Raw genomic sequence first — 23,799 nt, forward strand, 5'->3', positions numbered from 1 at the left:
CCTGGCCGGGGACGCCGACGCCGTGGATGCGGCCGGGGCCATTCTCAGCGAACTCTACGAACAAACCCGCGACGGCACCGAGCTGACACCGGAAATGGTGCACCTGCATCTGCAACAGTCCAACGTGGCTGACCAGGCCGATAACGCCCGCGCAGACAACACCGTGCCGTTTCCCAGCGACGACATGCTGATCCGCACCAAGCGGGTACGCATCAAGCCCCGCGGCACGCACCAGCGCGAGTACGTCAAACAGATCCGCAAGCACGACATCAATTTCGGCGTGGGCCCGGCAGGTACCGGCAAGACCTGGCTGGCCGTGGCCTGCGCAGTGGATGCCCTGGAGAAAGCCGAGATTCAGCGCATTCTGCTGGTGCGCCCGGCGGTGGAAGCCGGTGAAAAACTGGGCTTTCTGCCCGGCGACCTGGCGGAAAAAATCGATCCCTATCTGCGCCCGCTTTACGATGCGCTTTACGAAATGATCGGTTTCGAAAAAGTGGCCAAGCTGATGGACAGAATGGTCATCGAAGTCGCGCCGCTGGCGTACATGCGCGGGCGCACCCTGAACAACAGCTTCGTGATTCTGGATGAAGCCCAGAACACCACGCCGGAACAGATGAAAATGTTCCTCACCCGGATCGGTTTCGGCACGCGCGCAGTGATTACCGGCGACGTGACCCAGGTGGACCTGCCCCGCCATCAACGCTCCGGGCTGGTTAACACACTGGAAGTGCTGGACGGGGTCAACGGCATCGGGGTAACCCGATTCGATAGCCGCGACGTGGTCCGCCACCCGCTGGTTCAACGCATTGTAGAGGCCTACGACCGTCATGAACGGGATACCGACACCGACCGTTGATATCCAGTGGGCCAGCGATGCCCCGGACGCCCCCGACGAACCCCATTTATGTGAATGGGTGCGCCATGCGGCCATTGCCGCCGGTGGCGTGGTGGGCGACATCACCCTGCGTATCGTCGATGAAGACGAGATTCGCACCCTCAACCGCGACTACCGCGACAAGGACGCCACCACCAATGTGCTGTCCTTTCCTTTTGACATGCCCGAAGGGCTGCCGGAAGGCGCAGTAGAACCGCTGCTGGGGGATATCATTATCTGCGACGCGGTGGTGTGCCGCGAAGCCAGCGAACAACACAAACCACTGGATGCCCACTGGGCACACATGGTCACCCACGGTGTGCTGCACCTGCTGGGTTATGATCATATTGACGATGACGATGCACTCGTCATGGAAACCCTGGAAATCCGCGCCCTTGGCGAGCTGGGTTTTCCTGATCCTTACAGCCCTGCCCACGACGAAGGCCAGGCGCCACCTGAAAACACGGAGTTTAACCCCTGATGTCGGACGATTTTTCGGATAACGGTACCAGCCGAAGTTGGTTGGAGCGTGTCGGCCAGTTTTTCTCACCCACTCCGGGAGACCGGAGCGAACTACTGGAACTGATGCGCTCCATGCGCGACACCCACATCATCGACGGCGACACCCTGGGCATCATCGAAGGCGCCATCTGCGTGGCAGACATGCAGGTGCGTGAGATCATGATTCCCCGTTCGCAAATGGTCAGCATCAAGGCCAGCTCCGACCCACGGGATTTTTTGCCCACCATTATCGACTGCGCCCATTCCCGCTTTCCGGTACTCGGCGACGACCCGGATGAAGTCATTGGCATCCTGCTCGCCAAGGATCTGCTACCGTTAATCCTTGATCCCGCCCGTATGGAGCGTTTTGCGATCAAAGATCACATCCGTTCGGCTATGGTAGTGCCAGAATCAAAACGTCTGGATTCATTGCTGCGCGAATTTCGTATCAGCCGTAACCACATGGCCATCGTGGTCAACGAATACGGCGGCGTGGCCGGGCTGGTCACCATCGAAGACGTGCTGGAACAGATCGTCGGCGAAATCGAAGACGAACACGATATCGAAGAAGACGACTACCTGATCAAGGATCTGGACAACAACGAGTACACCGTCAAGGCACTGACGCCCATCGACGACTTCAACGAACACTTCCACTGCCAGCTCAGTGATGAAGAATTCGACACCATCGGGGGACTGGTGATGCAGAAGTTCGGGCGCCTGCCAGGCCGTGATGAAAGCATCACCCTGGAAGGCTTCCGCGTCACCGTGCTCAGCGCTGACGGCCGCACGATACGACTGTTACGAGTGACACCGCCGGGGGATAACGACAATGACCACACCGATCACGGAGCAGACAACACCTGATCCCGCCCCGGCTGCCTGGCGCTCTGCGCCCTGGGTAATGGCCTGCCTGGCCATTGCCCTGCTCGCTGGCCCGTTACTCAATAGCGCCAACAACACCCAACCCGTTCTGAACTGGTATCAAAGCAGTGGCCTGAAAGCCCTGGAGTGGGACAACTACCTTTCCTGGCTTCGCTTCAATAACCAAAGTGCCCTGTCACAACGGCTGGAACAAAACGCTGACATGGACGCCCATGCCTACGGCGCCGCCCTGTTCGCCGACGACTTCGTGACCGACAGCAAACGCCGCGCCCGGGATTTCTGGTCCGCTGCAGAAATCGAACAATGGAATCGCCTGCGCGAACAAATCCCCACACAGGTAACGACCAGCAACCTGTATCGCTGGGGCCTGCCGGACAACTCGCCGCGCCCGGCCCGTTTCTTTACCGCCCCCTTCACCGGCGCTTCGCTCTGGCTGACCCTGGCCAGCCTGCTGTTATTGGTGCCGCTGGCCCCCACCCTGGAACACCGCCTCGGCCACGGCCGGGTATTCGCCCTGTGGATTCTCGGGTGCCTGCTCAGTGGTTTTGGTTACCTGTTGTTGGCGAGCCCAGGGCAGACTCCTTTCCACGGCGCCACGGCGCCCCTGCTGGTCTGGTTCGGTGCCTTCTTCGGCCTGCAGAGCGGTGCGCTATCGCTGCCGGTCTGGCATCCCAAACACAAACGCTGGCAGCGTCTGTCAGTGTCGCCCTACACCCTGCTGCCCCTGCCCGTGGCAGCCCTCGCTGCCCTTGCCCTGTTCAGCAATCCACTGCTCGCCAACCTCAGCGCCGGCCTCACAGCGTTTATCGGTGGCCTGTTGCTGGTCCAGATCATGCGCCCACAACCTGTCGAGACAGAGCAGGAAAGGCATCACACCCGGGACCCGCAGCAACTGTCCTCGCTAACTCGGGGCTGGGACGCGTTGGGGCAACTGAACGGCGACGCCGCCAGCGCCGCCTTCGGGCAAGTCCTTGCCAGCGAGCCGGATCACTTCGACGCGCTCACCGGGCAATTCACCGCGCAACAATTGCTAAACGATAACGTCGCCTGGACCGCCACCGCCCAGCAACTGTTCAGCCACCCGGCAACCGATAAAGGCCAGGCCACCCAGGTGGCACAATGCTGGCAGCAGTACCAGCAACGCGGTGGTGCGCCGCTGCCTGCCGTCATCGGCTGGCCGCTCTTGCGCACATTGACGCGGGCGGGGGAGTTTCAGCAGGCAGAAAAGCTGGCGCGGGAACTGGATGAGCATGCGCTCAAGGCAGACGCCATCGCTCAGCTGCGTGACGCCTTGATTCAGGAAGGACTGGCGCACCGGGCAAAGGCGCTGTCGTGATGAACGCTGGACGCTAACGCCTTACCTCTTACCTCTTACCTCTTACGCCCAGGCATCCCGGCACTCCGCCACTTTCTGGCGCAACCGGGCATCGCGGCAATGGCTTTCCACAAATCGCAGGTACTGCTCGGCCTTGCCAGCCAGCCCGAACTGTTCGGCCAGCACTTTCGCCAATAACAGGTAAGCCTCACCCAGATCGGCAAAATCCGGGTGTTTGTCGTGCAGATCCTTCAGCAAACCCACCGCCAGCTTGGGCTCGCGTTCGTAGATGCCTTCCGCCAACGCCAGCCGTAACATCGGGGCGCCGGGCAACCATTGCGGGTCACGTTTTCGTTGCCGGGCAACCAGCGCCAGTGCCTCACTCCAGGCGTCTGCACGGATCAGCACGTCCAGATAGGGCTCCACCAGGGCAGCCCGCTCTTCGTCCTTCCCCAGCACCGCCAGCAACCGGTCGTGATGATGCCAGTCACCCACTGTGGCTTTCTTCGTCTTGATAACTTTCGCCGTTGTCAGCAGCACCTTGTCGAACCGGCCCGCACACAGCTGCGTGCGTTGGCGGCGCTCGGCCAACGGCTGGGTGACACGCCGACCTCCCTGGTTCAGCCCCCACAACCGACCATGACGGGCAGCGATATCACCACACAGGCCCGCCAGCACCAGCCACCACCAGCCTGCCAGCAACCCGGCCAGTCCCTGCACCAGTGGCAACGGCAACACATCCATGGCCACGGCAATCAACACCACCACCAGCACACTGCCCAGCGACGCAAATCCGGCCGCCACCCCGTAATCGCGGGGCGCGGAAATCACATACGTCGGCGCCGCTGCATAGGCACCGGGGGCTGCCCCTTTTACCAATACCGCCAGCCACAGGGCGGGCACCAGCAACATGCCGAGCCCTCCCACCAGCAAACCAGCGGGTATCGATACCGCCACCACCAGGAAGCCCGCCAGGCCGATGACCAGCAGCGCGGGTAACGCCTGCCACAGAGCACTTTGCCACGCCGTGCTCTCGCCCAGACAGTCCCAGCCAGGCAAGGCCACCCTGCGACTTTTGCGAGGACCGGCCCGCAATGCCATCAACGCGGCGGAAAATGCAAAGGTCGGCAACCCGGCAAGCAAAGCCACCGGCACCATCATCCACAATGGCGGCAACAGCGCCGCCAGCACCGCCCAGATCGCCAACAGGGGCAGTAACGGCAAGGCAAACGGCAGCTGCAAATAATGGTCCAGCCGTTGCCACAAGGGGCCGACCTGATCCTGCCCTATGGGGGCAAGATCGTGATTGCACAGCAAACAACGGGCCTCCATACGGTGGTCCTCATCGCCATCCACACATTGCTGACACAGATGCAGCCCATCATGGGCGCAATACCACAGCGCCTCCGTTCCCGGATGGTACTTGCATGGGTGTTTCACTATGATGCCCCCAGACTTGTCATTCCGGTTTAACCGGTTATTTTGCCTGCTACTTTATTCGTATTATTGCATCGACTCTAGTCCAAACCGCCAGGCGGCCTGCTCGCCAGCATGAAACGAGGAACCCCATGCGAGATCGTCTGTTGGCCTTGATTGCCGGCCTGCTTTTTCCCCTTGCCTTCGCTCCCTATGATCTCTGGCCACTGCTGTTTGTCAGCATCGGCGCCGGCTACTGGTGCCAGCAGCGAGCCGGTTCTGCCCGCGAAGCATTGTTGCGCGGCTGGCTGTACGGTCTCGGCATGTTCGCTTTCGGCATTTCCTGGGTGCATGTTTCCATGCACGACTACGGCTTTATGCCGCTGTGGATGGCCATCCCGTTCACCGGTATCTTCGCTGCCTTTCTGGCCCTGTTTTACGGGCTCACTTTTTATGCCAGCTGGCGGCTGGGGCGTTCGGCGCTGGCATTTGCCGGTAGCTGGCTGTTACTGGACTGGGTACGCGGCGTTTTCCTCACCGGCTTCCCCTGGCTGTATGCGGGCTATGCCCTGATCGATACGCCCTTTGCTCCGCTGGCCCCCATCGGCGGGGTATGGCTGCTCACGCTCACCACCGTGCTGGTCAGCGCCAGCCTGGTTCGCCCGGCAAACGGCCGGCGGGCATGGCACACCAGCCTGGCCGCGGCCTGCGCCCTGCTGGTGCTCACCGCCGTCTCTCACACGCTCACGTTCACCCAAGCCAGTGGCCCGGCCCAGAAAGTCGCGCTGGTGCAGGGCAACATTCCCCAGGACATCAAATGGCAGCTGTCCATGCGTGAGCGGACCCAGCAGATCTATCAGGATCTGACTCAGGATATTCCTGCTGACACCCTGGTGATCTGGCCGGAATCCGCACTCACCGATTTCTACCAGAACGTGTCCGGGTTCGTTGAGCAGGAAGGGCAACAGCTTGCCGAGCGGCACGGCGGGTTTATCACCGGTGTGCCCTGGCGCACGGTCAACGATAGTGGCGTGACCTACCACAACAGCATTGCCTCGATCCCGCTTGATGCCGGCGACGGCAACCCGCGCGTCTACCACAAACAGAAGCTGGTCCCGTTCGGCGAATATGTGCCCATGCAGTCGCTGATCCGCGGGCTGATTCCGTTCTTTGATTTGCCCATGTCCGGTTTTACGCCCGGCAGCCCAACGCAACCGAATCTGACCGCCCTGGGCCACACCGTGGCGCCGTTCATTTGCTACGAAATTCTCTACCCGGAACAGGTGGCCACCCGCAGCCACGATGCCGATGTGCTGCTGACCATCAGTAACGATGCCTGGTTCGGCACTTCCGCCGGCCCCCTGCAACACTTTCAGATGGCGCGCATGCGCGCCGCCGAAACCGGGCGCTGGCTGCTGCGGGGGACCAACAACGGCGTCACTGCAGTGATTGATCACCACGGCCAGGTCATCGATGCCCTGCCTCAGTTCACCCGTGACGTGCTCTACAGCGAATACCGTCCGCGCACCGGCATCACCCCATTCATGACCACCGGCGTGTGGCCCTGGCTGTTGTTGTCGGTGCTACTGATCGGCCTGGGGTTTATCTGCAGGAACAAGTAAACACTCATGTATTACTTTTTAGTATATGCTTATTCCAAATTTGACATTCCATTGGGAGGCGCCTATAACTGTGGTCTGACAACACCACGGAGGCGCCATGTCCCGCCCTCAAATCCAGGCCTTTTTCGACGCTGACACCAACACGGTGAGCTACATCGTCACCGATCCGGCTTCCCGCCACTGCGCCATCATCGACCCGGTGCTGAACTACGCCGCCCAGTCCGGCCACACCCGCTATGATGGCGCTCAACGCATTGTCGATGCCGTTCGTGACCAGCAACTCACCGTGGACTGGTTACTGGAAACCCACGTGCATGCGGACCACCTGTCCGCCGCTCCCTGGATCCAGCAGCAACTGGGCGGCAAGCTGGCCATCGGCGAGCATATCCGCACCGTACAGGACACCTTCGGCCGCATTTTCAATGCCGGCAGCGAGTTTGCCCGCGACGGCCGCCAGTTCGATCACCTGTTCCGTGATGGGGAAACCTATACCGTTGGCAACATGGAAGCCCGGGCGATTCATACCCCCGGTCACACTCCCGCCTGCATGAGCCATGTTATTCGCGATGCGGTGTTTGTCGGCGACACCCTGTTCATGCCCGATTACGGCACCGCCCGCTGCGACTTCCCCGGTGGTGACGCCCGCACCCTGTATCGTTCAATCCAAAAGTTGCTGGCCCTGCCCGATGCAACGCGCATGTTCCTGTGCCATGACTATCTGCCGGAGGGACGAGAGGAGCTTGTCTGGGAAACGACGGTGGCCGAACAGCGCAAACACAACATTCATGTCCATGAAGGCACCAGCGAAGACACCTTTGTCAGCATGCGCGAAGCCCGTGATGCCACGCTGGATATGCCTCGCCTGATTCTCCCTTCGGTTCAGGTCAATATGCGCGCGGGCCACCTGCCGCCGGCAGAGGACAATGGCGTCCGCTACCTGAAAATTCCGCTCAACACCCTCGGCGCTATCAGCTCCCGGGTCACAACGGATGAGGAAAGATGAGGATGGAGGCACAAATGCGTAAGCTAACGCCCCATCGACCACCATTTCCGAAAAAGGCTGAATCATGACTGACTTCAACAAGCTCAATGACGACCTGTCCGTGACTGCACAACTGCTGCCGGAAGACATGCCCGCCGTGGCCGCTGCCGGTTTCAAGATGGTGCTCAACAACCGCCCGGACGGGGAAGCTGCCGACCAGCCCAGCAGCAACGAAATGGCCGTGGCCGCTGAAGCCGCCGGGCTTGCCTACGCCCACCAACCGGTCGTGGCCAGCAACATTGCCGAAACCGATATCGACGGCTTCGACGCCATCGTTTCCCTGGCCGAAACGCCAGTACTGGCCTTCTGCCGCACCGGCACCCGCAGCACCACCCTGTGGGCACTGACCCAGGCCAGCGAACAGGACAATGCCAGCATTCTGTCCACCGCCGAACAGGCCGGCTACGACCTGAGCGGATTGGCGGATCGCCTCAACCAACGCCGGGAGTCATAGCATGCCGCGAGCCCTCCGATTTCTACACTGGCTACCCGCCAGCGACTGGTTGGCTCGCTACAACAAGGATGAAGCGACCGGCGACGGTATCGCCGCCGTCATCGTCACCTTGCTACTGGTTCCCCAGGGGCTTGCCTACGCATTACTGGCCGGCATGCCTCCGGAAACCGGGCTCTATGCCAGCATCGTGCCGCTGATCATTTACGGTCTCTTCGGCACCAGCCGCGCACTCTCCGTGGGGCCGGCAGCACTCACCTCGCTAATGACAGCCTCTGCCGCCGGCGCCATTGCCGGTGGCAACCCGCAACTGTTTATTCAGGCCGCCATCGCCATGGCGTTATTGTCCGGGGCCATCCTGCTGGTAATGGCCGCCCTGCGCATGGGCTGGCTCACCAATTTGCTCAGCCATCCGGTGATCCTGGGGTTTGTCAGCGGCTGTGCCATCATTATTGCCGCAAGCCAGCTCAGCCACCTGCTCGGTGTTGACGCCAGTGGCGAGAACATTCTCGAACTGGGGCGCAATCTGCTGCCCCGTCTTGGGGAAATACACTGGATCACCGTGGCCATGGGTGCCCTGGCCATTGCCTGCCTGATCATCCCGAAGAAAATGGCCGGCCCACTCAAACGCTCCGCCCTGCCGGGCTGGCTCAGTGCCTTTCTGGGAAAATCGGGCCCGGTGCTGGCCGTACTGGTCACCACCCTGGTGAATATCGGCCTGGGGCTGGATCAGCAAGGCCTTGCCGTGGTCGGCGCCATTCCCGACGGCCTGCCACAGCCGGTGTGGCCGAGCCTGCAAGCCGCGCAATGGCATCAGGTTCTGGTCCCTGCCCTGCTGCTGGCGCTGATCGGCTTCGTGGAATCCATTTCTCTGGCTCAGGCTTTGGCCGCAAAACGCCGCGAACGCATCAACGCCAACCGTGAGTTACTGGGCCTGGGGCTGGCCAATGTGACCAGCGGCCTGTCCGGCAGCTTTGCCGTCACCGGCAGTTTTTCCCGCACCACCGTCAGCTTCGAAGCCGGCGCCCGCACCCCCATGACCGGCCTGCTCGCCGGGCTGGCCATGGGGGTCGTGGCCCTGTGGTTTACCGGGCTGTTCACTCGCGTCCCACAGGCCGCTCTCGGCGCAATTATCGTCATGGGCGTGCTCTCACTGATCGAGCTGCGGGAACTGAAAAACCTGTGGCACTCCAGCCGCCCGGACAGCCTGGCCATGGCCGCCACCCTGGCCGGTGTGCTGTTAGTGAATGTGCAAACCGGCTTGCTGATCGGCGTAGTACTGTCACTGGTTCTGTTTCTGTGGCGCGCCAGCCAGCCCCATGTGGCTGAAGTGGGCCTGGTCCCCGGCACCCACCATTTCCGGAACATAGACCGCCACGACGTTGTCGTGGAAAACGCCGTGTTGTCCATTCGCGTGGACGAGTCGCTGTGGTTTGGTAATGCCCGCCCCATGGAAGACCTGCTCTACGACCGGGCCATGGCCCGCCCCGAGGTGCGTCATCTGGTGTTGATGTGTTCCGCTATCAACCATCTTGATGCCAGCGCGGTGGAAAGCCTGGAAAGCCTTAACGAACGGCTGGACGCGGCCGGCGTCCAACTGCATCTGTCTGAAGTGAAGGGTCCCGTGATGGATCGCTTGAAGAAAAATCACTTACTGAGCGTGCTGAGCGGCCAGGTTTTCCTTAGCCAATACCAAGCGGTGGAAACACTCGGGGGAAGCACTCACAACGCGTGAGGCGTGGGACGTGGGACGTGAGGCGTGAGACGTCCAGCCTTTCACAAATAGCGAACGTGGTACCAGACCAACGCCAGCCACTCGTACCAGATCTCCGGCACCATGGATAACGCCCCCGCCGACGGCACCCACTCCTGCTTCGGCAATCGCTTGCTCCAGGCTGCCTGTGCCAACACGCCCTGGCTTTGAAAACACAGCAGGGCTCTGGGCAGGTGGGCCCGGTCGCTGATCAGCATCACCTCATCCATGCCTCGCTCGGCCAGCAATTCACTGCTGAAACAGGCGTTTTCCCAGGTATTGCGGCTGCGAGCTTCCTTGATCACATTCAGCGTCGGCCAGCGGCGCAAGGCCTGCTCGGCCATCAAGTCCGCCTCGCTGGGCTCATTATCATGCATGGGCGTCTGGCTGATACCGCCACTCACCAGCAGCGGCAAGCCGTGCTCGTGGGCCAGTTCCGCCGCCAGTTTCAATCGGCGCAGGCCACGGGTGGTCAACGAGAAACGTCCGTTTCGCTGGCGCCGGCCCGCTCCCAGCACCACCACCGCCTGGGGCGTAATGCCGGTAATCCGGCGCGGCAAGGGCGGCAGAAAACTGCGCACCACCGCCGGCAGGCTGGCCCCCACCAGCACCAATAACGTCAGGTAGGTCAGCACCATGGGCGGGGCCCCACCACATCCACACCCGGCAGGCGCCCCCGCCCACGGTATTTATCGCTGAGATTGCGCATATGGACACCCGCGCATTGAGAAATCCGGGCTAAGCTCATGTATCCTATGTCCCCTTCACGGCCGGGATGTTCCCCAAGGTCGCCCTGTTCCCGTTTGTTTTTATGATCAAGAAAAGAGAGCCGATGGACGCACAGTATCGCCCCGATCAGATCGAAGCCCAAGCCCAGCAATACTGGGATGACAATCAGAGCTTCAAGGTCACCGAGGATGCCGGCAAGGAAAAGTTCTATTGCCTGAGCATGTTCCCTTACCCGTCTGGCCGACTGCACATGGGCCACGTGCGTAATTACAGCATCGGCGATGTGGTCAGCCGTTACCAGCGCATGCAGGGCAAAAACGTCCTGCAACCCATGGGTTGGGATGCCTTCGGCCTGCCGGCGGAAAACGCGGCGATCAAGAACAAGGTGGCCCCGGCCAAGTGGACTTTCGAGAACATCGACTACATGCGCGGGCAACTGCAGCGCCTGGGTTTCGGCTACGACTGGGACCGGGAACTGGCCACCTGCACCCCGGAATATTATCGCTGGGAACAGTGGTTCTTCACCAAATTGTACGAGAAGGGGCTGGTGTACCGGAAAATGTCCACAGTGAACTGGGACCCGGTAGACCAAACCGTATTGGCCAACGAGCAGGTAATTGATGGCCGTGGCTGGCGCTCCGGCGCACTGGTGGAACAAAAGGAAATCCCCCAGTGGTTTATCAAGATCACTGACTACGCCGATGAGCTGCTCAATGATCTGGACCAGCTGGATGGCTGGCCGGAGCAGGTCAAGACCATGCAGCGCAACTGGATCGGCCGCTCCGAAGGGGTGGAGCTGGATTTCTCCATTGAAGGAGAAGAATCCCTGCGCGTTTATACCACCCGCCCGGACACGCTCATGGGCGTGAGCTATGTGGCGGTGGCCGCCGGCCACCCGCTGGCGCAAAAAGCGGCGGCGGCCAACCACGAAGTCGCCGACTTCGTCAAAGAATGCCAGAACACCAAGACCGCCGAAGCCGACATGGCGACCATGGAAAAGAAAGGCATCTACACCGGCCTCACCGCCACCCACCCGATCAGCGGTGAAGCGGTGCCGGTATGGGTCGCCAACTTCGTGCTGATGGGCTACGGCACCGGTGCGGTGATGGCGGTGCCCGCCCACGACCAGCGCGACTTCGAATTTGCGCAGAAGTACGGCCTGCCCATCACCCAGGTAATTGAACCCGCCAACGGTGAGCAGATCGATCTGGCCCAGCAAGCCTTCACCGAAAAAGGCACCCTGGTGCATTCCGGTGAATTCGATGGGTTGTCCTCTGCCGACGCCTTCAACGCCATCGCCAACTGGCTGAGCGAACGTTCTCTGGGCGAAAAGAAAGTGAACTACCGGCTGCGCGACTGGGGTGTCTCCCGTCAGCGTTACTGGGGCGCGCCCATTCCCATGGTGGAAACCGAAGACGGCACCTTGCACCCCACCCCGGAAGATCAGCTGCCCGTGGCACTACCCACCGACGTGGAAATGGATGGTGTCAAAAGCCCCATCAAGGCCGACCCGGAGTGGGCCAAGACCACCTTCAACGGTGAGCCTGCCCTGCGTGAAACCGACACCTTCGACACCTTCATGGAGTCCAGCTGGTACTACGCACGCTACTGCTCACCGCAGAGCGACACCGCCATGCTGGACCCGGCCGCCACCAATTACTGGCTGCCCGTGGACCAGTACATCGGCGGTATCGAGCACGCCATTCTGCACCTGCTCTACTCGCGCTTCTTCCACAAGCTGCTACGCGATACCGGGCTGGTGAATTGCGACGAGCCCTTCAAGCAACTGCTGTGTCAGGGCATGGTGCTCAAAGACGGCGCCAAGATGTCCAAGTCCAAAGGCAACACCGTGGACCCACAGCAAATGATCGAAGAATACGGCGCCGACACCGTGCGCCTGTTCATGATGTTTGCCGCGCCGCCGGAGCAATCACTGGAATGGAACGACGCTGGCGTGGAAGGCGCCTTCCGCTTTATCAAGCGCCTGTGGCGTCTGGTTGCCGAACATGTGGAAGCCGGTAATGCAGGCACACTGGACGTAAACGCACTGGACGATGCAGGCAAGACGTTGCGCCGCAAGACCCACGAAACCATCCAGAAAGTCAGCGACGACTATGGTCGCCGCAGCACCTTCAACACCGCCATTGCGGCGGTGATGGAATTGATTAATGAGGTCAGCAAGTTCGACGCTAACAGTGATAACCACGCTGCGGTAAAACACGAAGCCCTGGAAGCGGCCGTGCTGCTGCTGGCCCCCATCATCCCCCATGCGGGCCACAGTCTGTGGCAGGCCCTGGGTCATGAAGAGGCAGTGATTGATGCCCGCTGGCCCAGCGTGGATGAAAGCGCGTTGGTGAAAGACAGCATCGAGCTGGTAGTACAGGTGAATGGCAAGGTTCGCGCCAAGCTGAATGTGCCCGCCAACGCCGATAAGGAATCAGTGGAAGCCCTGGCGATGGACGAGCCCAATGTGCAGAAATTCACCGAAGGTAAAACAGTGCGTAAAGTGATCGTGGTGCCGGGTAAACTGGTCAACATCGTCGCCAACTGAGCGCACTGCAACGCAGCGGATACCGTAGGGCGGAATGGCCGCAGGTCATCTCCGCCAGCCCGCCAGACAACCGAGAGAGCACGCGTCCCATGAGGGTTACCGTTAACGCCATTACCACCCTGCTTCTCACCCTGCTGATCACGGCCTGCGGCTGGCAGCTACGCGGCGCCACCAGCGTGCCCACCATGGAAAGCCTGACTCTCATTGGCGCCAGCACGGAGCTGAAATACAGCCTGGAAGACGAACTGGAAAACCAGGGCGTACTGGTTCACAACGAATCCCCCTACGAGTTGATCATTGATGATGAAGAGTGGATGCGCCGCACCTCCGCGGTGGATGATCAGGGCCGGCAGGCGGAAATCGAATTGCGCTACACCCTCTACTGGCACCTGCGCGATGTGAAAACCGGCGCCCTGCTGACCACCCCCAAGCGCATGATGGCGCTGCGCAGCCTGCCCTGGTACCCGGAAAACGCCACCGCCTCTTCCGACGAAGAACAGCTGGTCCGCGATGACCTGTATGAAGACATGACTTTCCGGCTGATCAACCAGATCGCTGTGGCATCCAAGGGGTGGGAGACCTACTGATGCGCCTGCGCCCCGAGCAGCTTGGCAAGCACCTGTCCGCGACACTGTTGCCTGTCTACCTGGTGGCTGGCGATGAGCCGCTGCAGCAAGGCGAGCTGATCGACGATTTGCGCCGGGCGGCCCGTGACCAGGGCTTTGACGAACGCCAGCGTTTTTCCAGTGATACCGGTATCGACTGGAACGCCCTGCTCAATGAATCGCAAAGCATGAGTCTGTTCGGCGGTCGCCGCATTCTCGAGCTGGTGCTCAACGATAAACGTCCGGACAAGACCGGCAGCCAGATTCTTCGCGATGTTCTCGCCGGCCTGAAAGGCGGAGCCAGTAGTGACACCCTGCTATTGATCCGCTGCTCGCGACTGGATCGCCGCAAGGACTGGAACAGCGCCTGGGTCAAAGCCGTGGATGAAATGGGTGCCGTGATCGAAGTCTGGCCTGTGGAAGGCAAGGGGCTGCGCAACTGGCTACAGGAGCGCCTCACCAGCCGTGGCCTGCGCGCCAACGAAGATGCTCTGGCCCTGCTGATTGAGCGCAGCGAAGGCAACCTGCTGGCCGCCGCCCAGGAAGTGGACAAGCTCGCCCTGCTGGTGGAGAACGGCCAGGTTGGCCCGGAAGACGTACAACAGGCAGTGGGTGATTCCAGTCGCTACTCGCCCTTCGACCTTACCGAGGCCACCGCGCAGGGTGACAGCCAGCGCGTCATGCACATTATCCAGACCCTGCGCGCCGAAGGCGTGGAGCCACCGGTGCTGCTGTGGGCCCTGAGCCGCGACATCCGCCTGCTCGACGGCATGCTCGGCGGCGGGCCGCCCCCGCGCCTGCCCCCGCAACGGGTACGCGCCATGCAGAACCAGGCCCAACGGCTCAACCCACAGCAGCTGCGCATTGCCCAGGCCTGCGCCATCCGCGCCGACCAGTGCGTCAAAGGCATGGCCAAGGGCGACCCCTGGAAACACATCACCTCCCTGGCCCTGCGCCTGGCCGGCCACCCGCTACCGCGCAGCATGGAACGGTAAAAAAGACAGCTGCAAGCGACAAGCTTCAAGCTGCAACGCGAAGAAGGCCCTGTGCCTCATGAATCCCACAGGACGCCGCGCTGCCAGGCTGAATGCCTATCTGCAGGCGTTCCTCTTGAGGGACGAACCGAGCGTAGCGAGGCAAGAGACAGGGGTTACGGCATTCTTTTCTGAAACCTGTCGAGCCCTGACATTCCTGATCGCCCTCCGGTCGCTTTCCGCGCAAGCGCGGTTCGCGGCTCAAGCGGTATTATTCGCTTCGCTCACCCTTCGGGCCGCACGGAACTACGTGCGTTACTCCGCTACGCTCCGTTCCTACAGCGGCTTCATGGAAAACACCGGGGTTGAGGAACGTTTCAGCCTTACCCCATCCAACCAAGCGTAGCTTGTAGCTCGTAATCCCCCAATTTGGCACAAATTGCCACCCACCAATGGCAACATTCTGCTAGCCTGTTCGTCTTCTTTTTTGTCGGGCCAGAACAACAATGAGCGAACCACGGGACACGTCATCCATCAGCTTTACCGCCCTCTATACGGGGCATGTCTGGGCGAAAGACGGACTCTCAGCCCCCTTCTTCCGCACTCGCGGTGGCGCTTTCCTGTATGGCGCCCTGGCCCCGTTCGAATATGTGGGCCGGAAGATTGCAGGCGGCAACATTCGCACCTTTCTGCTGCAGCGCCACCTGCTGATCGATCATCGTCTGCATCAACTGATCGACGATGGCGTCACCCAGGTCGTTGAGATTGCCTGCGGCCTGTCCCCCCGTGGCCACCGTTTCTGCCAGCAATACCCACAGCTGACCTACATCGAAACCGACCTGCCGGACATGGCCCAGCGCAAGCAACAACTGCTCACCGAACACCATGTTCTCAGCGAACGTCACAAGGTCATGCCGATCAACATTTTTGCTGACGACGGCGATCTGAGTCTGGCCCACGTACTCGGGCAACTGGATACCCGCAAGCCGGTGGTAGTGATCACCGAAGGGCTGGTGAATTATTTTCCATTAGCCGTGATTTCCGAGTTCTGGCGCAAACTGGCCACCGCCCTGCAACACTTCCCGCAAGGCACGTACCTGACCGACAATTACCCGCTCTACCATGGCATGCCGTTCTACCACACCCTCAAAAACCTGGGGCGTCTGCTCGGCGCCATATCGCGCAGCCAGGTGGGTTTTCATTTTCATTCCGATGAGCAAACCGTCAGCCACTTCCTGCAGCAGGGCTTCGACGATCTCACCGTACACAACCCCGCTGATTTCTATAGCCAGCTTCCCATCCCGCAAACCCGGGGCAATCCCATGGTCCGGATTCTGGAAGGCGTCGTATCGGCTTGAGACGCACAGCGCCTCCATAAAAAAACCGGCGTTAAATGCCGGTTTTTTTATGGGTGCAGCTAACGTTTTAAGAACTACCCATAGATACGCCGCACTTTTTCATCCTTGTCCCGGCGCAAAAAATATTCACCCTGCTTCAGTAACTGGGTAAACCGCTCCGCCGCCTGAATGTTGCCGTGTTTGAACAGGCAACGCAGGTAACCCTCGCCGTCGTAATCGAACACCAGCAACTCCAGCTTCAGCTCCGGGCTGTCCATATACAGGGTGCAATCACGGGCGTGATCCGCCAGGGAAAAACCCGGCTCATCCAGTTTCAACAGGCAGCCGAAGAAATTGATATCCACGACAGTCACTGGCTTGTTGAACCGAAACCGGTCACCCACCCGGGATTCGCTAGTGACATGCCCATGGTTGTTACAGGGCACCAGGCGCTCGGCCCGGCGTCGCTCGATCTGGCCGTACTCCCCTTTGCTGAAACGGCGAATACCCTCCACGTTTTCCAGGGTTTCTCCGCGCAGGAAGGTCGAAAACAGGTCGAGGGACACTTCACGCTTCTCCAGCTGCGGCAGGTGATCTGCCCCCTTGATCAAGGTGAACTGGGCATTGGGACAATTTTCCGCAAAGGAGGCGTTTTCCCAGGGCAACGTAAAACTGTCGAACTCACCGGTGGTAACCAGGGTGTCGCATTCCGGGTAACCAAGCAGCCCTTCCACTGACAGCAAACGCCGACCGTTGATTTTGTAACGCTCGCACTCATTATCCGACAAGCGCTTCATCTGCCGGTAGAACAACTTGCGGGCCGTGGGGCTGATGCCGGTGTCGTCCATGCGGTCGTAGTTAACCAGATACAGCACCACCGCCTGGCTAAACTCATCCATGCGCCCCTGCTCCAGAACCCGCACGGATTCTTCCACCAGCATTCGCCAACTCTTGCGCGGGCGAGTCACGATCCCCGCCACGATCAGCTTGTCGGTGGCTTGCGGGTATTTGTAGGCAAAAGTACTGGCAATCGCGGAGCCCAGCGACAACCCCATCAGATGGACCTTTTTCAGGCCGGATTGCAGGCTGAACTCATAGAGCAGATCGGCCAGATCCTCCATGCTCAAATCCGGCGCGATCTGGCTGTTGTTACCCAGCGACGGCAAGTCCACCAGAATGACGGGAAAGTCTTCGTAGATGCGCTCTACGCAATACTTGTAGGAAGTGAAGTTCTGAAAGGCCCCACCTACCACCAACAATGGCGGCTTATGTGCGTTGGCAGGACTGGAGAATGCCAGGTAATCGATGCGCCACTTGCCGACCCACAGCTGGATAGCATCGGCCTTGATCGCAGAACGGGTATATTCCTGATACTGAAAGCCCATAGTGATTGGCTCCATTTGGCCCACGTTGTTCTTGTTTTATGTAGCGTCCGTACCCGGCGCTGGTCTTTCTTTTTACTTATGACAATATTATTTCTGTCATCAACTGCACTACATCAAATGGCACAAACGTACCAATAAAATCAGCCATTTAACGGCGTTTGTGTAGCAAAGGATTTCAATTCTTCACCATTTGTGAGCAAGCGTAAAGCACCAGTTATCGCTATAATGCCGCCTTTCGCGGGCGGAAAGATCAGTCCAGGCTGGCCGCTGATCCAGCCGGTGAGGCCGGTGGCCCCCTGATCACCGGATTTCCCCTACCTGCCGGGCGGGGTTATGCCGCACAATGGCCAGGTAACGCTTCACCGCTCGCAAGACACCAACAGATCGAACGCAGAGAACTGACCGCAGACAATTATGGATATCCAGCAATACATGCAACGCCTGGGCGAGCAGGCCCGCCAAGCTTCCCGAGCCATGGCCCGCGCCAGCTCCGGCGACAAAGACAAGGCGCTAGCCGCCATTGCCAACGCCCTGCGCGACCACCGCGACGCTATTTTGCGCGCCAACGAAAAAGACCTGGACGCCGGCCGCAGCAACGGCCTGGACGCCGCCCTGCTGGACCGCCTGGCCCTGACCGCAGACCGTTTCGACGGCATGGTGGAAGGCCTGGAACAAATTATCGGCCTGGCGGACCCAATCGGCGTGATCACCGACCTGGCCTACCGCCCGTCAGGCATTCAGGTCGGCAAAATGCGTGTACCGCTGGGTGTCATCGGCATCATTTACGAGTCTCGCCCGAATGTGACCATTGATGCCGCCGCGCTGTGCCTGAAATCCGGCAATGCAGCCATCCTGCGGGGCGGCTCCGAAGCCATCAATGCCAACCAGGCCATTGCTGAGTGCATCCGCGAGGGCCTGCGCGCCGCCGGCCTGCCGGAAGCCGCCGTCCAGGTGGTGGAGACCACCGACCGCGCCGCCGTTGGCGAGCTGATCAGCCACCCCGAATATGTGGACGTCATTGTGCCACGGGGCGGCAAGGGCCTGATCGAGCGCATCAGCAACGACGCCCGCGTGCCGGTCATCAAACACCTGGATGGCAACTGCCACACCTACATTGATGAGCAGGCGGATATCGCCAAGGCGATCAGCGTGGCCTTTAATGCCAAAACCCAGCGTTATGGCACCTGCAACACCACCGAAACCCTGCTGGTGGCCAATGCCATCGCCCAGCAGGTTCTCCCCGAGCTGGCCGCCCAATACCGGCAGGCAGGCGTGGAGCTCCGTGGTTGCGAGCAGGCCCGTGATCTTCTGGAAAGCGTGGGCGTGACCGATATCCAGGCGGCCACGGAAGCCGACTGGGAAGAGGAATACCTGGCACCGGTGCTGGCGGTGAAAATCGTCAAGGATATTGATGAAGCCATCGAGCACATCAACCGCTACAGCTCGGGCCATACCGAAGCCATCATCACCGAGAACTACACCCTGGCCCGCCGCTTCCTCACCGAAGTGGACTCCAGCTCGGTGATGGTGAACGCCTCCACCCGTTTCGCCGACGGCTTCGAATACGGCCTGGGTGCGGAAATCGGTATTTCCACCGACAAGATCCACGCCCGCGGCCCAGTGGGCCTGGAAGGGCTGACCAGCCAGAAGTGGGTGGTGCTGGGTGATGGGCATATACGGTTGTAAACGCCAGACGCCGGATGCCAGACGCCTAACGTCAAACACGGAGGCGTGTTTTGCATAACGTCGGGCATCCGGCATCTGGCGTCCGGCCTCTGGTTCTCTTCGGCGGCACCTTTGATCCGGTTCACCGGGCGCATATCAGTGCCGCCCGGGCTGTGTCCAGGGTGCTTGATGGCGCCCCTGTGCACCTGCTTCCCAATGCAGTGCCGCCGCACCGGCCGCAACCGCTGGCCAGCGGCGAGCAGCGTCTGCGCATGCTGGAGCTGGCCTGTGCCGAGCACCCGCACCTGCACCCGGATGGCTGGGAACTGGCCCAGCCAGGCCCCAGCTACAGCCTGGCCACCTTGCAGCATTTTCGCCAACAACACCCCCAGCGGCCGCTGGTCTTCATGATTGGCGCCGACAGTTTTGCCAGCCTGCACCAATGGCACCAGTGGCGCGACTACACCACCCTGTGTCACCTGGCCGTGGTGCCCCGTCCGGACAGCCCGCTGGCGGACGATGCCGTCCTGGAAGCTTTTCCAGAAACCGATGCCCAGGGTCTGGCGCAACAGCCCTGCGGCTTGCGTCTGATGCTCAAGCGCCCCTTTCTGGACGTCTCCGCCACCGCCATTCGTCAGGCCCTGGCGGAAAAAGGACGCTGCCCGGCACTGGATGACGCCGTGATTACGCATATTCATCGCCACGACCTGTATAATGTGGCGAAACTCACCCCCTTTAACCCATCATGAGGCCCCATGAGCGCTGACACTCCGCTACTGCAACTGGTCATCGACGCCCTGGAAGAAGTCAAAGCCCAAAACATCACCCCGCTGGATGTGCGTGAAATCACCAGTGTCGCGGACAACATGGTTATCGCCAGTGGCACCTCCAACCGCCATGTGAAAGCCCTGGCCGACAGCGTGGCCGATGCCGCCAAGAGCGCCGGCTTCCCGCCGATTGGTACAGAAGGTGAAAACACCGGCGAATGGATTCTGGTGGACCTCGGCGATGTGATTGTTCATCTGATGCTGCCCGCCACCCGGGAGTTCTACGACCTGGAACGGCTGTGGAAGAATCCCCAGCACCACCCGGACCGCGACCAACAACAAGACCCGTAATCCATGCGCATTATTCTGCTGGCCATCGGCACCCGCATGCCTGCCTGGGTGACCGAGGGCTTCAGTGAATATCAGAAGCGCATGCCCCCGGAAATGCGCCTGACGCTGGAAGAAATCCCCATGCCCAAACGCGGCAAGGGCGACAGCGTCAGCCAGATCCGTGCGGAAGCGGAGGCCCTGCGCAAACGCCTGGAAAAAAGCCCCGGCGCCAAAACCGTGGCACTGGAAGTCAACGGCCGGGCGCTGGACACTCCGGCACTCAGCCGTAAACTGGGCGAGCTGAAAGACGTGGGCCAGGATCTGGTGCTGCTGGTAGGTGGCCCCGACGGCCTGTGCCCGCAGTTATCGGCCAGCGCCCATGAGCGCTGGAGCCTGTCGAACCTGACACTGCCCCACCCTCTCGTCCGGGTATTGCTTGCCGAGCAGCTATACCGGGGCTGGACGCTACTGACCGGGCACCCCTATCATCGCTGATCGTTATCGCCTCACACAGACGCCAACATGCGCCGACCATTAACGCTGAAAGACCATCACCACGAGCAGCGCATTTTCAGCGTTCGTCTTGTCGTGGGCGTTTTTCTGGTGTTACTGCTGACCGGCGTGCTGATCGGCCGCATGATCTGGCTACAGGTTATTGAGCACAACCGCTACACCACGCTCAGTGACAACAATCGGGTTCAAACCCAGGCCGTGGCCCCGCCCCGCGGGCTGATCACGGACCGCCACGGCGAGATCCTTGCCGATAACCGCCCTGACTTTTCGCTGGAAATCATCATTGAGCAGGCCGGCGATCTGGACCAGCTACTCCTCGAGTTGGGTGAGCTGATCGAGCTGGATGAAGGTGACCGGGAGCGCTTCGAAAAACGCCGCCGCACCGCCCGCCGCCCCTGGGAGCCGGTGCCGCTGCGTGGCCGACTCACGGAAGAGGAAATCGCCCGCCTGGTGGTCAATCAGCACCGGCTGGCTGGCATCCGCATCTCGGCTGACCCGATTCGCCACTACCCCCACGGCATTCTGTTCTCCCACGTGCTGGGTTACGTGAACCGAATCAACGTCCAGGATCTGGACGCCATGACGCTGGATCAGCAACGCAACTACGCCGGCACCCACTTCTACGGACGCAGCGGCATCGAGCGTTTCTATGAAGACACCCTGCACGGTGAAGTCGGCTATCGACAGGTGGAAACCAATGCCCGCGGGCGGATTCTGCGCGTACTGGAAGAGCAGGCACCGGTGCCGGGCAAGCCCTTGCGGCTGCACCTGTCCATGCGGGTGCAACAGGCCGCCTACGATGCCCTCGGCGAGCGCCGTGGTGCCGTAGTCGCCATTGATCCCCGCGATGGCAGCGTGCTGGCGTTCGTCAGCCGCCCGGGCTTCAACCCCAACCTGTTCGTCACCGGGATCTCTTACAAGGATTACTCCGCCTACCGCAACGACCACGACAATCCGTTGTTCAACCGGGCCTTGCAGGGGCGCTATCCCCCCGGTTCCACCATCAAGCCCATGTACGGTCTCGCCGGGCTGGATGCTGGAGTCACCAACTGGGAACGCACCATTTTCGACCCCGGCTACTATCAACTGGAAAACGATCCGCACCGCTACCGGGACTGGAAACGCTGGGGCCACGGCCGGGTGGATCTGCGCCTGGCGGTGGTGCAGTCCTGTGACACTTATTTCTACGACATGGGTTTCAAGCTGGGCATCGAGCGCATGCACCGCTACATGAACCAGTTTTCCCTGGGCCAACCCACCGGTATCGATCTGTACAACGAATCCAGTGGCATCATGCCGTCCAAACAATGGAAAAAGGCGGCCCGCGGCCGTCCCTGGTTCCACGGCGACACCATCAACGCCAGTATCGGTCAGGGGTTTGTCCTGGCGACGCCGCTGCAACTGGCCAACGCCACGGCGATCATGGCCAGCCACGGCAAGCAGGTCATTCCTACTCTGGCGGGCGAACACCAGCCGGTGGAGCGAACCGATATCATTCTGAATGATCAGGATAACTGGGAAAAAATGACCGAAGCCATGGTCGGTGTCACCCAGCTCGGCGGCACCGCACGTGCCATGGCCTCAGGGGCGAAATACGACATTGCGGCAAAATCCGGCACCGCCCAGGTCTTCTCGGTAGGCCAGGACGAAACCTATAACGAGGACGAGCTGGCAGAGCGTCTGCTGGACCACGCCTTGCTGGTATCGTTTGCGCCCGCGGAAAAGCCGGCCATTGCCGTGGCCGTGCTGGTGGAAAATGGGCGCCACGGCGGCTCTACCGCCGGGCCAGTGGCTCGCCAAGTCATGGACGCCTGGCTGCTCGATAAAGAGGGAGAACTGAAGGTGCCGCCAGTGTTCGCCAACACCCCGGCCACCCCACCCTCCAATACTGCCGACGACGATTCGGATCAAGAGGATCGCCCATGAGCCAGCGCGAATTTATCCGCCAGATGCCCGGCCAGACCGGCGCCTCCCTGTCTCCAGGGCTGGCGGTCCGCCTGCATCTGGACCCGCCGCTACTGGTCGGCCTGTTGCTGCTCATGTTCGGCGGGCTCACCGTCCTTTACAGCGCCGGCGGCGAAAACATGGACCTGGTGGTGCGTCAGTGCATCCGTTTTGGTGCCGGCCTTACCGTGCTGTTCCTGTTGGCCCAGATCCCCCCCCGCAGTTACCGGTTCTGGGCCCCGGTGATTTACTCCATCGGCCTGGTGCTGCTGGTACTGGTGCTGGTCATCGGTACCGAGGCAAAAGGCGCCCAGCGCTGGCTTTCCATTCCCGGCGCAGGTCGCTTTCAGCCGGCGGAAGTCATGAAACTGGCCGTGCCCGCCATGGTCGCGTGGTATTTCACTGAACGCACCCTGCCCCCCAAACTCACGGACGTAATTGCCGCCCTGCTGTTGCTCGGGGTGCCTGCCATGCTGATTGGCCTGCAACCGGACCTGGGCACCGCCATTCTCATCGCGGCCAGCGGGCTGGTGGTGCTGTTCATGGCCGGGCTCTCGTGGCGGCTGATCGCCGTGGCGGTCATCATTGTGGTCACCGCAGCACCGCTGATGTATTTCTTCGTGATGCACGATTACCAGCGGAACCGGGTCGATACCTTCCTCAACCCGGAAGCCGACCCCCGTGGCACCGGCTGGAACATCATCCAGTCGAAAACCGCCATCGGCTCCGGCGGCGTCAACGGCAAGGGCTGGCTCGACGGCACCCAGTCGCGGCTGGATTTCCTGCCGGAATCGTCCACCGACTTCATTCTCGCGGTTCTCAGTGAGGAATTCGGTCTGGTTGGTGTCAGCATCCTGTTGATGATGTACCTGGTGATTGTCGGTCGCGGCTTCTTTATCAGCTGGCAAGCCCAGGACACCTTCGCCCGACTCCTTGCCGCCAGCCTGGTGATGACATTTTTTATTTATGTTTTCGTGAACATTGGGATGGTGTCAGGACTCTTACCTGTCGTAGGGGTGCCTTTGCCCCTGATCAGCTATGGCGGCACCTCGGTTGTGACGCTGCTGGCCAGTTTCGGCATGCTGATGTCGATTCACACCCATCGGCGGCTGATGAGTTACTGAACGCGTGGCGAGAAAA

General features: G+C 60.9%; 21 protein-coding genes. 18 read left to right on the forward strand and 3 right to left on the reverse strand.

Going from position 1 to position 23,799, the window contains the following annotated elements; translation table 11 throughout:
• The 4 genes from ADG881_RS05815 to ADG881_RS05830 form a co-directional block, all read left to right on the forward strand.
• Nucleotides 1–856: PhoH family protein (locus tag ADG881_RS05815; RefSeq protein WP_039926309.1), on the forward strand; the 856-nt coding region annotated here is incomplete at its 5' end.
• Nucleotides 828–1,355, forward strand: a complete 528-nt coding sequence (gene ybeY, locus ADG881_RS05820; protein WP_007148607.1) for an rRNA maturation RNase YbeY — start codon at nucleotides 828–830, stop codon at nucleotides 1,353–1,355. The genes ADG881_RS05815 and ybeY, both read left to right, overlap by 29 nt.
• Nucleotides 1,355–2,242, forward strand: coding sequence for an HlyC/CorC family transporter (locus ADG881_RS05825; protein WP_039926310.1), 888 nt, complete (start codon nucleotides 1,355–1,357; stop codon nucleotides 2,240–2,242). The genes ybeY and ADG881_RS05825 overlap by 1 nt, the downstream gene beginning before the upstream one ends.
• Complete coding sequence (locus ADG881_RS05830) at nucleotides 2,208–3,596, forward strand: rhomboid family intramembrane serine protease (protein ID WP_007150298.1); 1,389 nt, start codon at nucleotides 2,208–2,210, stop codon at nucleotides 3,594–3,596. Before ADG881_RS05825 ends, ADG881_RS05830 begins: the two co-directional genes overlap by 35 nt.
• A 42-nt stretch (nucleotides 3,597–3,638) precedes the next feature.
• On the opposite strand, the gene ADG881_RS05835 is transcribed toward ADG881_RS05830, so the two are convergent.
• Nucleotides 3,639–5,015 carry a B-box zinc finger protein gene (locus ADG881_RS05835; protein ID WP_156790352.1) on the reverse strand — a complete coding sequence of 459 codons (1,377 nt, stop codon included), beginning with the start codon at nucleotides 5,013–5,015 and terminating at the stop codon, nucleotides 3,639–3,641.
• A gap of 128 nt (nucleotides 5,016–5,143) precedes the next feature.
• Between ADG881_RS05835 and lnt the strand changes: the two genes are divergently transcribed.
• From lnt to ADG881_RS05855, 4 genes are all read left to right on the forward strand, one after another.
• Nucleotides 5,144–6,613 carry an apolipoprotein N-acyltransferase gene (gene lnt / locus ADG881_RS05840; RefSeq protein ID WP_007150045.1) on the forward strand — a complete coding sequence of 490 codons (1,470 nt, stop codon included), beginning with the start codon at nucleotides 5,144–5,146 and terminating at the stop codon, nucleotides 6,611–6,613.
• Between the two features lie 97 nt (nucleotides 6,614–6,710).
• The gene (locus tag ADG881_RS05845) at nucleotides 6,711–7,616 is read left to right on the forward strand and encodes an MBL fold metallo-hydrolase (RefSeq protein ID WP_007150201.1); all 906 of its coding nucleotides are present in this window, start codon (nucleotides 6,711–6,713) and stop codon (nucleotides 7,614–7,616) included.
• 64 nt (nucleotides 7,617–7,680) lie between these two features.
• Nucleotides 7,681–8,109 (forward strand): TIGR01244 family sulfur transferase, encoded by a 429-nt coding sequence (locus ADG881_RS05850; RefSeq protein WP_007149569.1) that lies wholly within the window; start codon nucleotides 7,681–7,683, stop codon nucleotides 8,107–8,109.
• Nucleotide 8,110: 1 nt separating this feature from the next.
• Complete coding sequence (locus ADG881_RS05855; protein WP_039926312.1) at nucleotides 8,111–9,841, forward strand: SulP family inorganic anion transporter; 1,731 nt, start codon at nucleotides 8,111–8,113, stop codon at nucleotides 9,839–9,841.
• A 41-nt stretch (nucleotides 9,842–9,882) separates the two neighbouring features.
• Here ADG881_RS05855 and ADG881_RS05860 read toward each other — a convergent pair whose 3' ends face one another.
• The gene (locus tag ADG881_RS05860; protein ID WP_007150223.1) at nucleotides 9,883–10,497 is read right to left on the reverse strand and encodes a YdcF family protein; all 615 of its coding nucleotides are present in this window, start codon (nucleotides 10,495–10,497) and stop codon (nucleotides 9,883–9,885) included.
• Between the two features lie 194 nt (nucleotides 10,498–10,691).
• On the opposite strand from ADG881_RS05860, the gene leuS reads away from it, so the two are divergent.
• The 4 genes from leuS to ADG881_RS05885 all read left to right on the forward strand — a co-directional run bounded on the left by leuS (nucleotide 10,692) and on the right by ADG881_RS05885 (nucleotide 16,076).
• Complete coding sequence (gene leuS, locus ADG881_RS05865; RefSeq protein WP_039926313.1) at nucleotides 10,692–13,139, forward strand: leucine--tRNA ligase; 2,448 nt, start codon at nucleotides 10,692–10,694, stop codon at nucleotides 13,137–13,139.
• Nucleotides 13,140–13,228: 89 nt separating this feature from the next.
• A complete protein-coding gene (gene lptE / locus ADG881_RS05870) occupies nucleotides 13,229–13,726 on the forward strand; it encodes an LPS assembly lipoprotein LptE (protein ID WP_007151025.1) in 498 nt (165 codons plus the stop codon).
• The gene (gene holA, locus ADG881_RS05875) at nucleotides 13,726–14,739 is read left to right on the forward strand and encodes a DNA polymerase III subunit delta (protein WP_007151265.1); all 1,014 of its coding nucleotides are present in this window, start codon (nucleotides 13,726–13,728) and stop codon (nucleotides 14,737–14,739) included. The genes lptE and holA overlap by 1 nt, the downstream gene beginning before the upstream one ends.
• Nucleotides 14,740–15,224: 485 nt before the next feature.
• Nucleotides 15,225–16,076 carry a class I SAM-dependent methyltransferase gene (locus tag ADG881_RS05885; RefSeq protein WP_007148803.1) on the forward strand — a complete coding sequence of 284 codons (852 nt, stop codon included), beginning with the start codon at nucleotides 15,225–15,227 and terminating at the stop codon, nucleotides 16,074–16,076.
• Nucleotides 16,077–16,150: 74 nt separating this feature from the next.
• On the opposite strand, the gene ADG881_RS05890 is transcribed toward ADG881_RS05885, so the two are convergent.
• Nucleotides 16,151–17,440, reverse strand: a complete 1,290-nt coding sequence (locus ADG881_RS05890) for an alpha/beta fold hydrolase (RefSeq protein ID WP_007148752.1) — start codon at nucleotides 17,438–17,440, stop codon at nucleotides 16,151–16,153.
• A 414-nt stretch (nucleotides 17,441–17,854) separates the two neighbouring features.
• On the opposite strand from ADG881_RS05890, the gene ADG881_RS05895 reads away from it, so the two are divergent.
• From ADG881_RS05895 to rodA, 6 genes are read left to right on the forward strand one after another with little or no spacing between them, the layout of a single operon-like run.
• A complete protein-coding gene (locus tag ADG881_RS05895; protein ID WP_007150552.1) occupies nucleotides 17,855–19,126 on the forward strand; it encodes a glutamate-5-semialdehyde dehydrogenase in 1,272 nt (423 codons plus the stop codon).
• Nucleotides 19,127–19,176: 50 nt separating this feature from the next.
• Complete coding sequence (gene nadD / locus ADG881_RS05900) at nucleotides 19,177–19,854, forward strand: nicotinate-nucleotide adenylyltransferase (protein WP_050760126.1); 678 nt, start codon at nucleotides 19,177–19,179, stop codon at nucleotides 19,852–19,854.
• A gap of 6 nt (nucleotides 19,855–19,860) precedes the next feature.
• On the forward strand, nucleotides 19,861–20,223 hold the full coding sequence (rsfS, locus tag ADG881_RS05905) for a ribosome silencing factor (protein WP_007149530.1): 363 nt from the start codon (nucleotides 19,861–19,863) through the stop codon (nucleotides 20,221–20,223).
• Between the two features lie 3 nt (nucleotides 20,224–20,226).
• The gene (rlmH, locus tag ADG881_RS05910) at nucleotides 20,227–20,697 is read left to right on the forward strand and encodes a 23S rRNA (pseudouridine(1915)-N(3))-methyltransferase RlmH (RefSeq protein WP_007151408.1); all 471 of its coding nucleotides are present in this window, start codon (nucleotides 20,227–20,229) and stop codon (nucleotides 20,695–20,697) included.
• Between the two features lie 27 nt (nucleotides 20,698–20,724).
• A complete protein-coding gene (gene mrdA / locus ADG881_RS05915; protein WP_007148473.1) occupies nucleotides 20,725–22,641 on the forward strand; it encodes a penicillin-binding protein 2 in 1,917 nt (638 codons plus the stop codon).
• Nucleotides 22,638–23,783: a rod shape-determining protein RodA gene (gene rodA / locus ADG881_RS05920; protein WP_007148553.1), complete on the forward strand. Its 1,146-nt coding sequence runs from the start codon at nucleotides 22,638–22,640 to the stop codon at nucleotides 23,781–23,783. The genes mrdA and rodA overlap by 4 nt, the downstream gene beginning before the upstream one ends.
• The last annotated feature ends 16 nt before the right edge of the window (nucleotides 23,784–23,799 follow it).

The organism is Alcanivorax sp. DG881 (assembly GCF_000155615.1).
In the GTDB taxonomy this organism is placed as follows: domain Bacteria; phylum Pseudomonadota; class Gammaproteobacteria; order Pseudomonadales; family Alcanivoracaceae; genus Alcanivorax.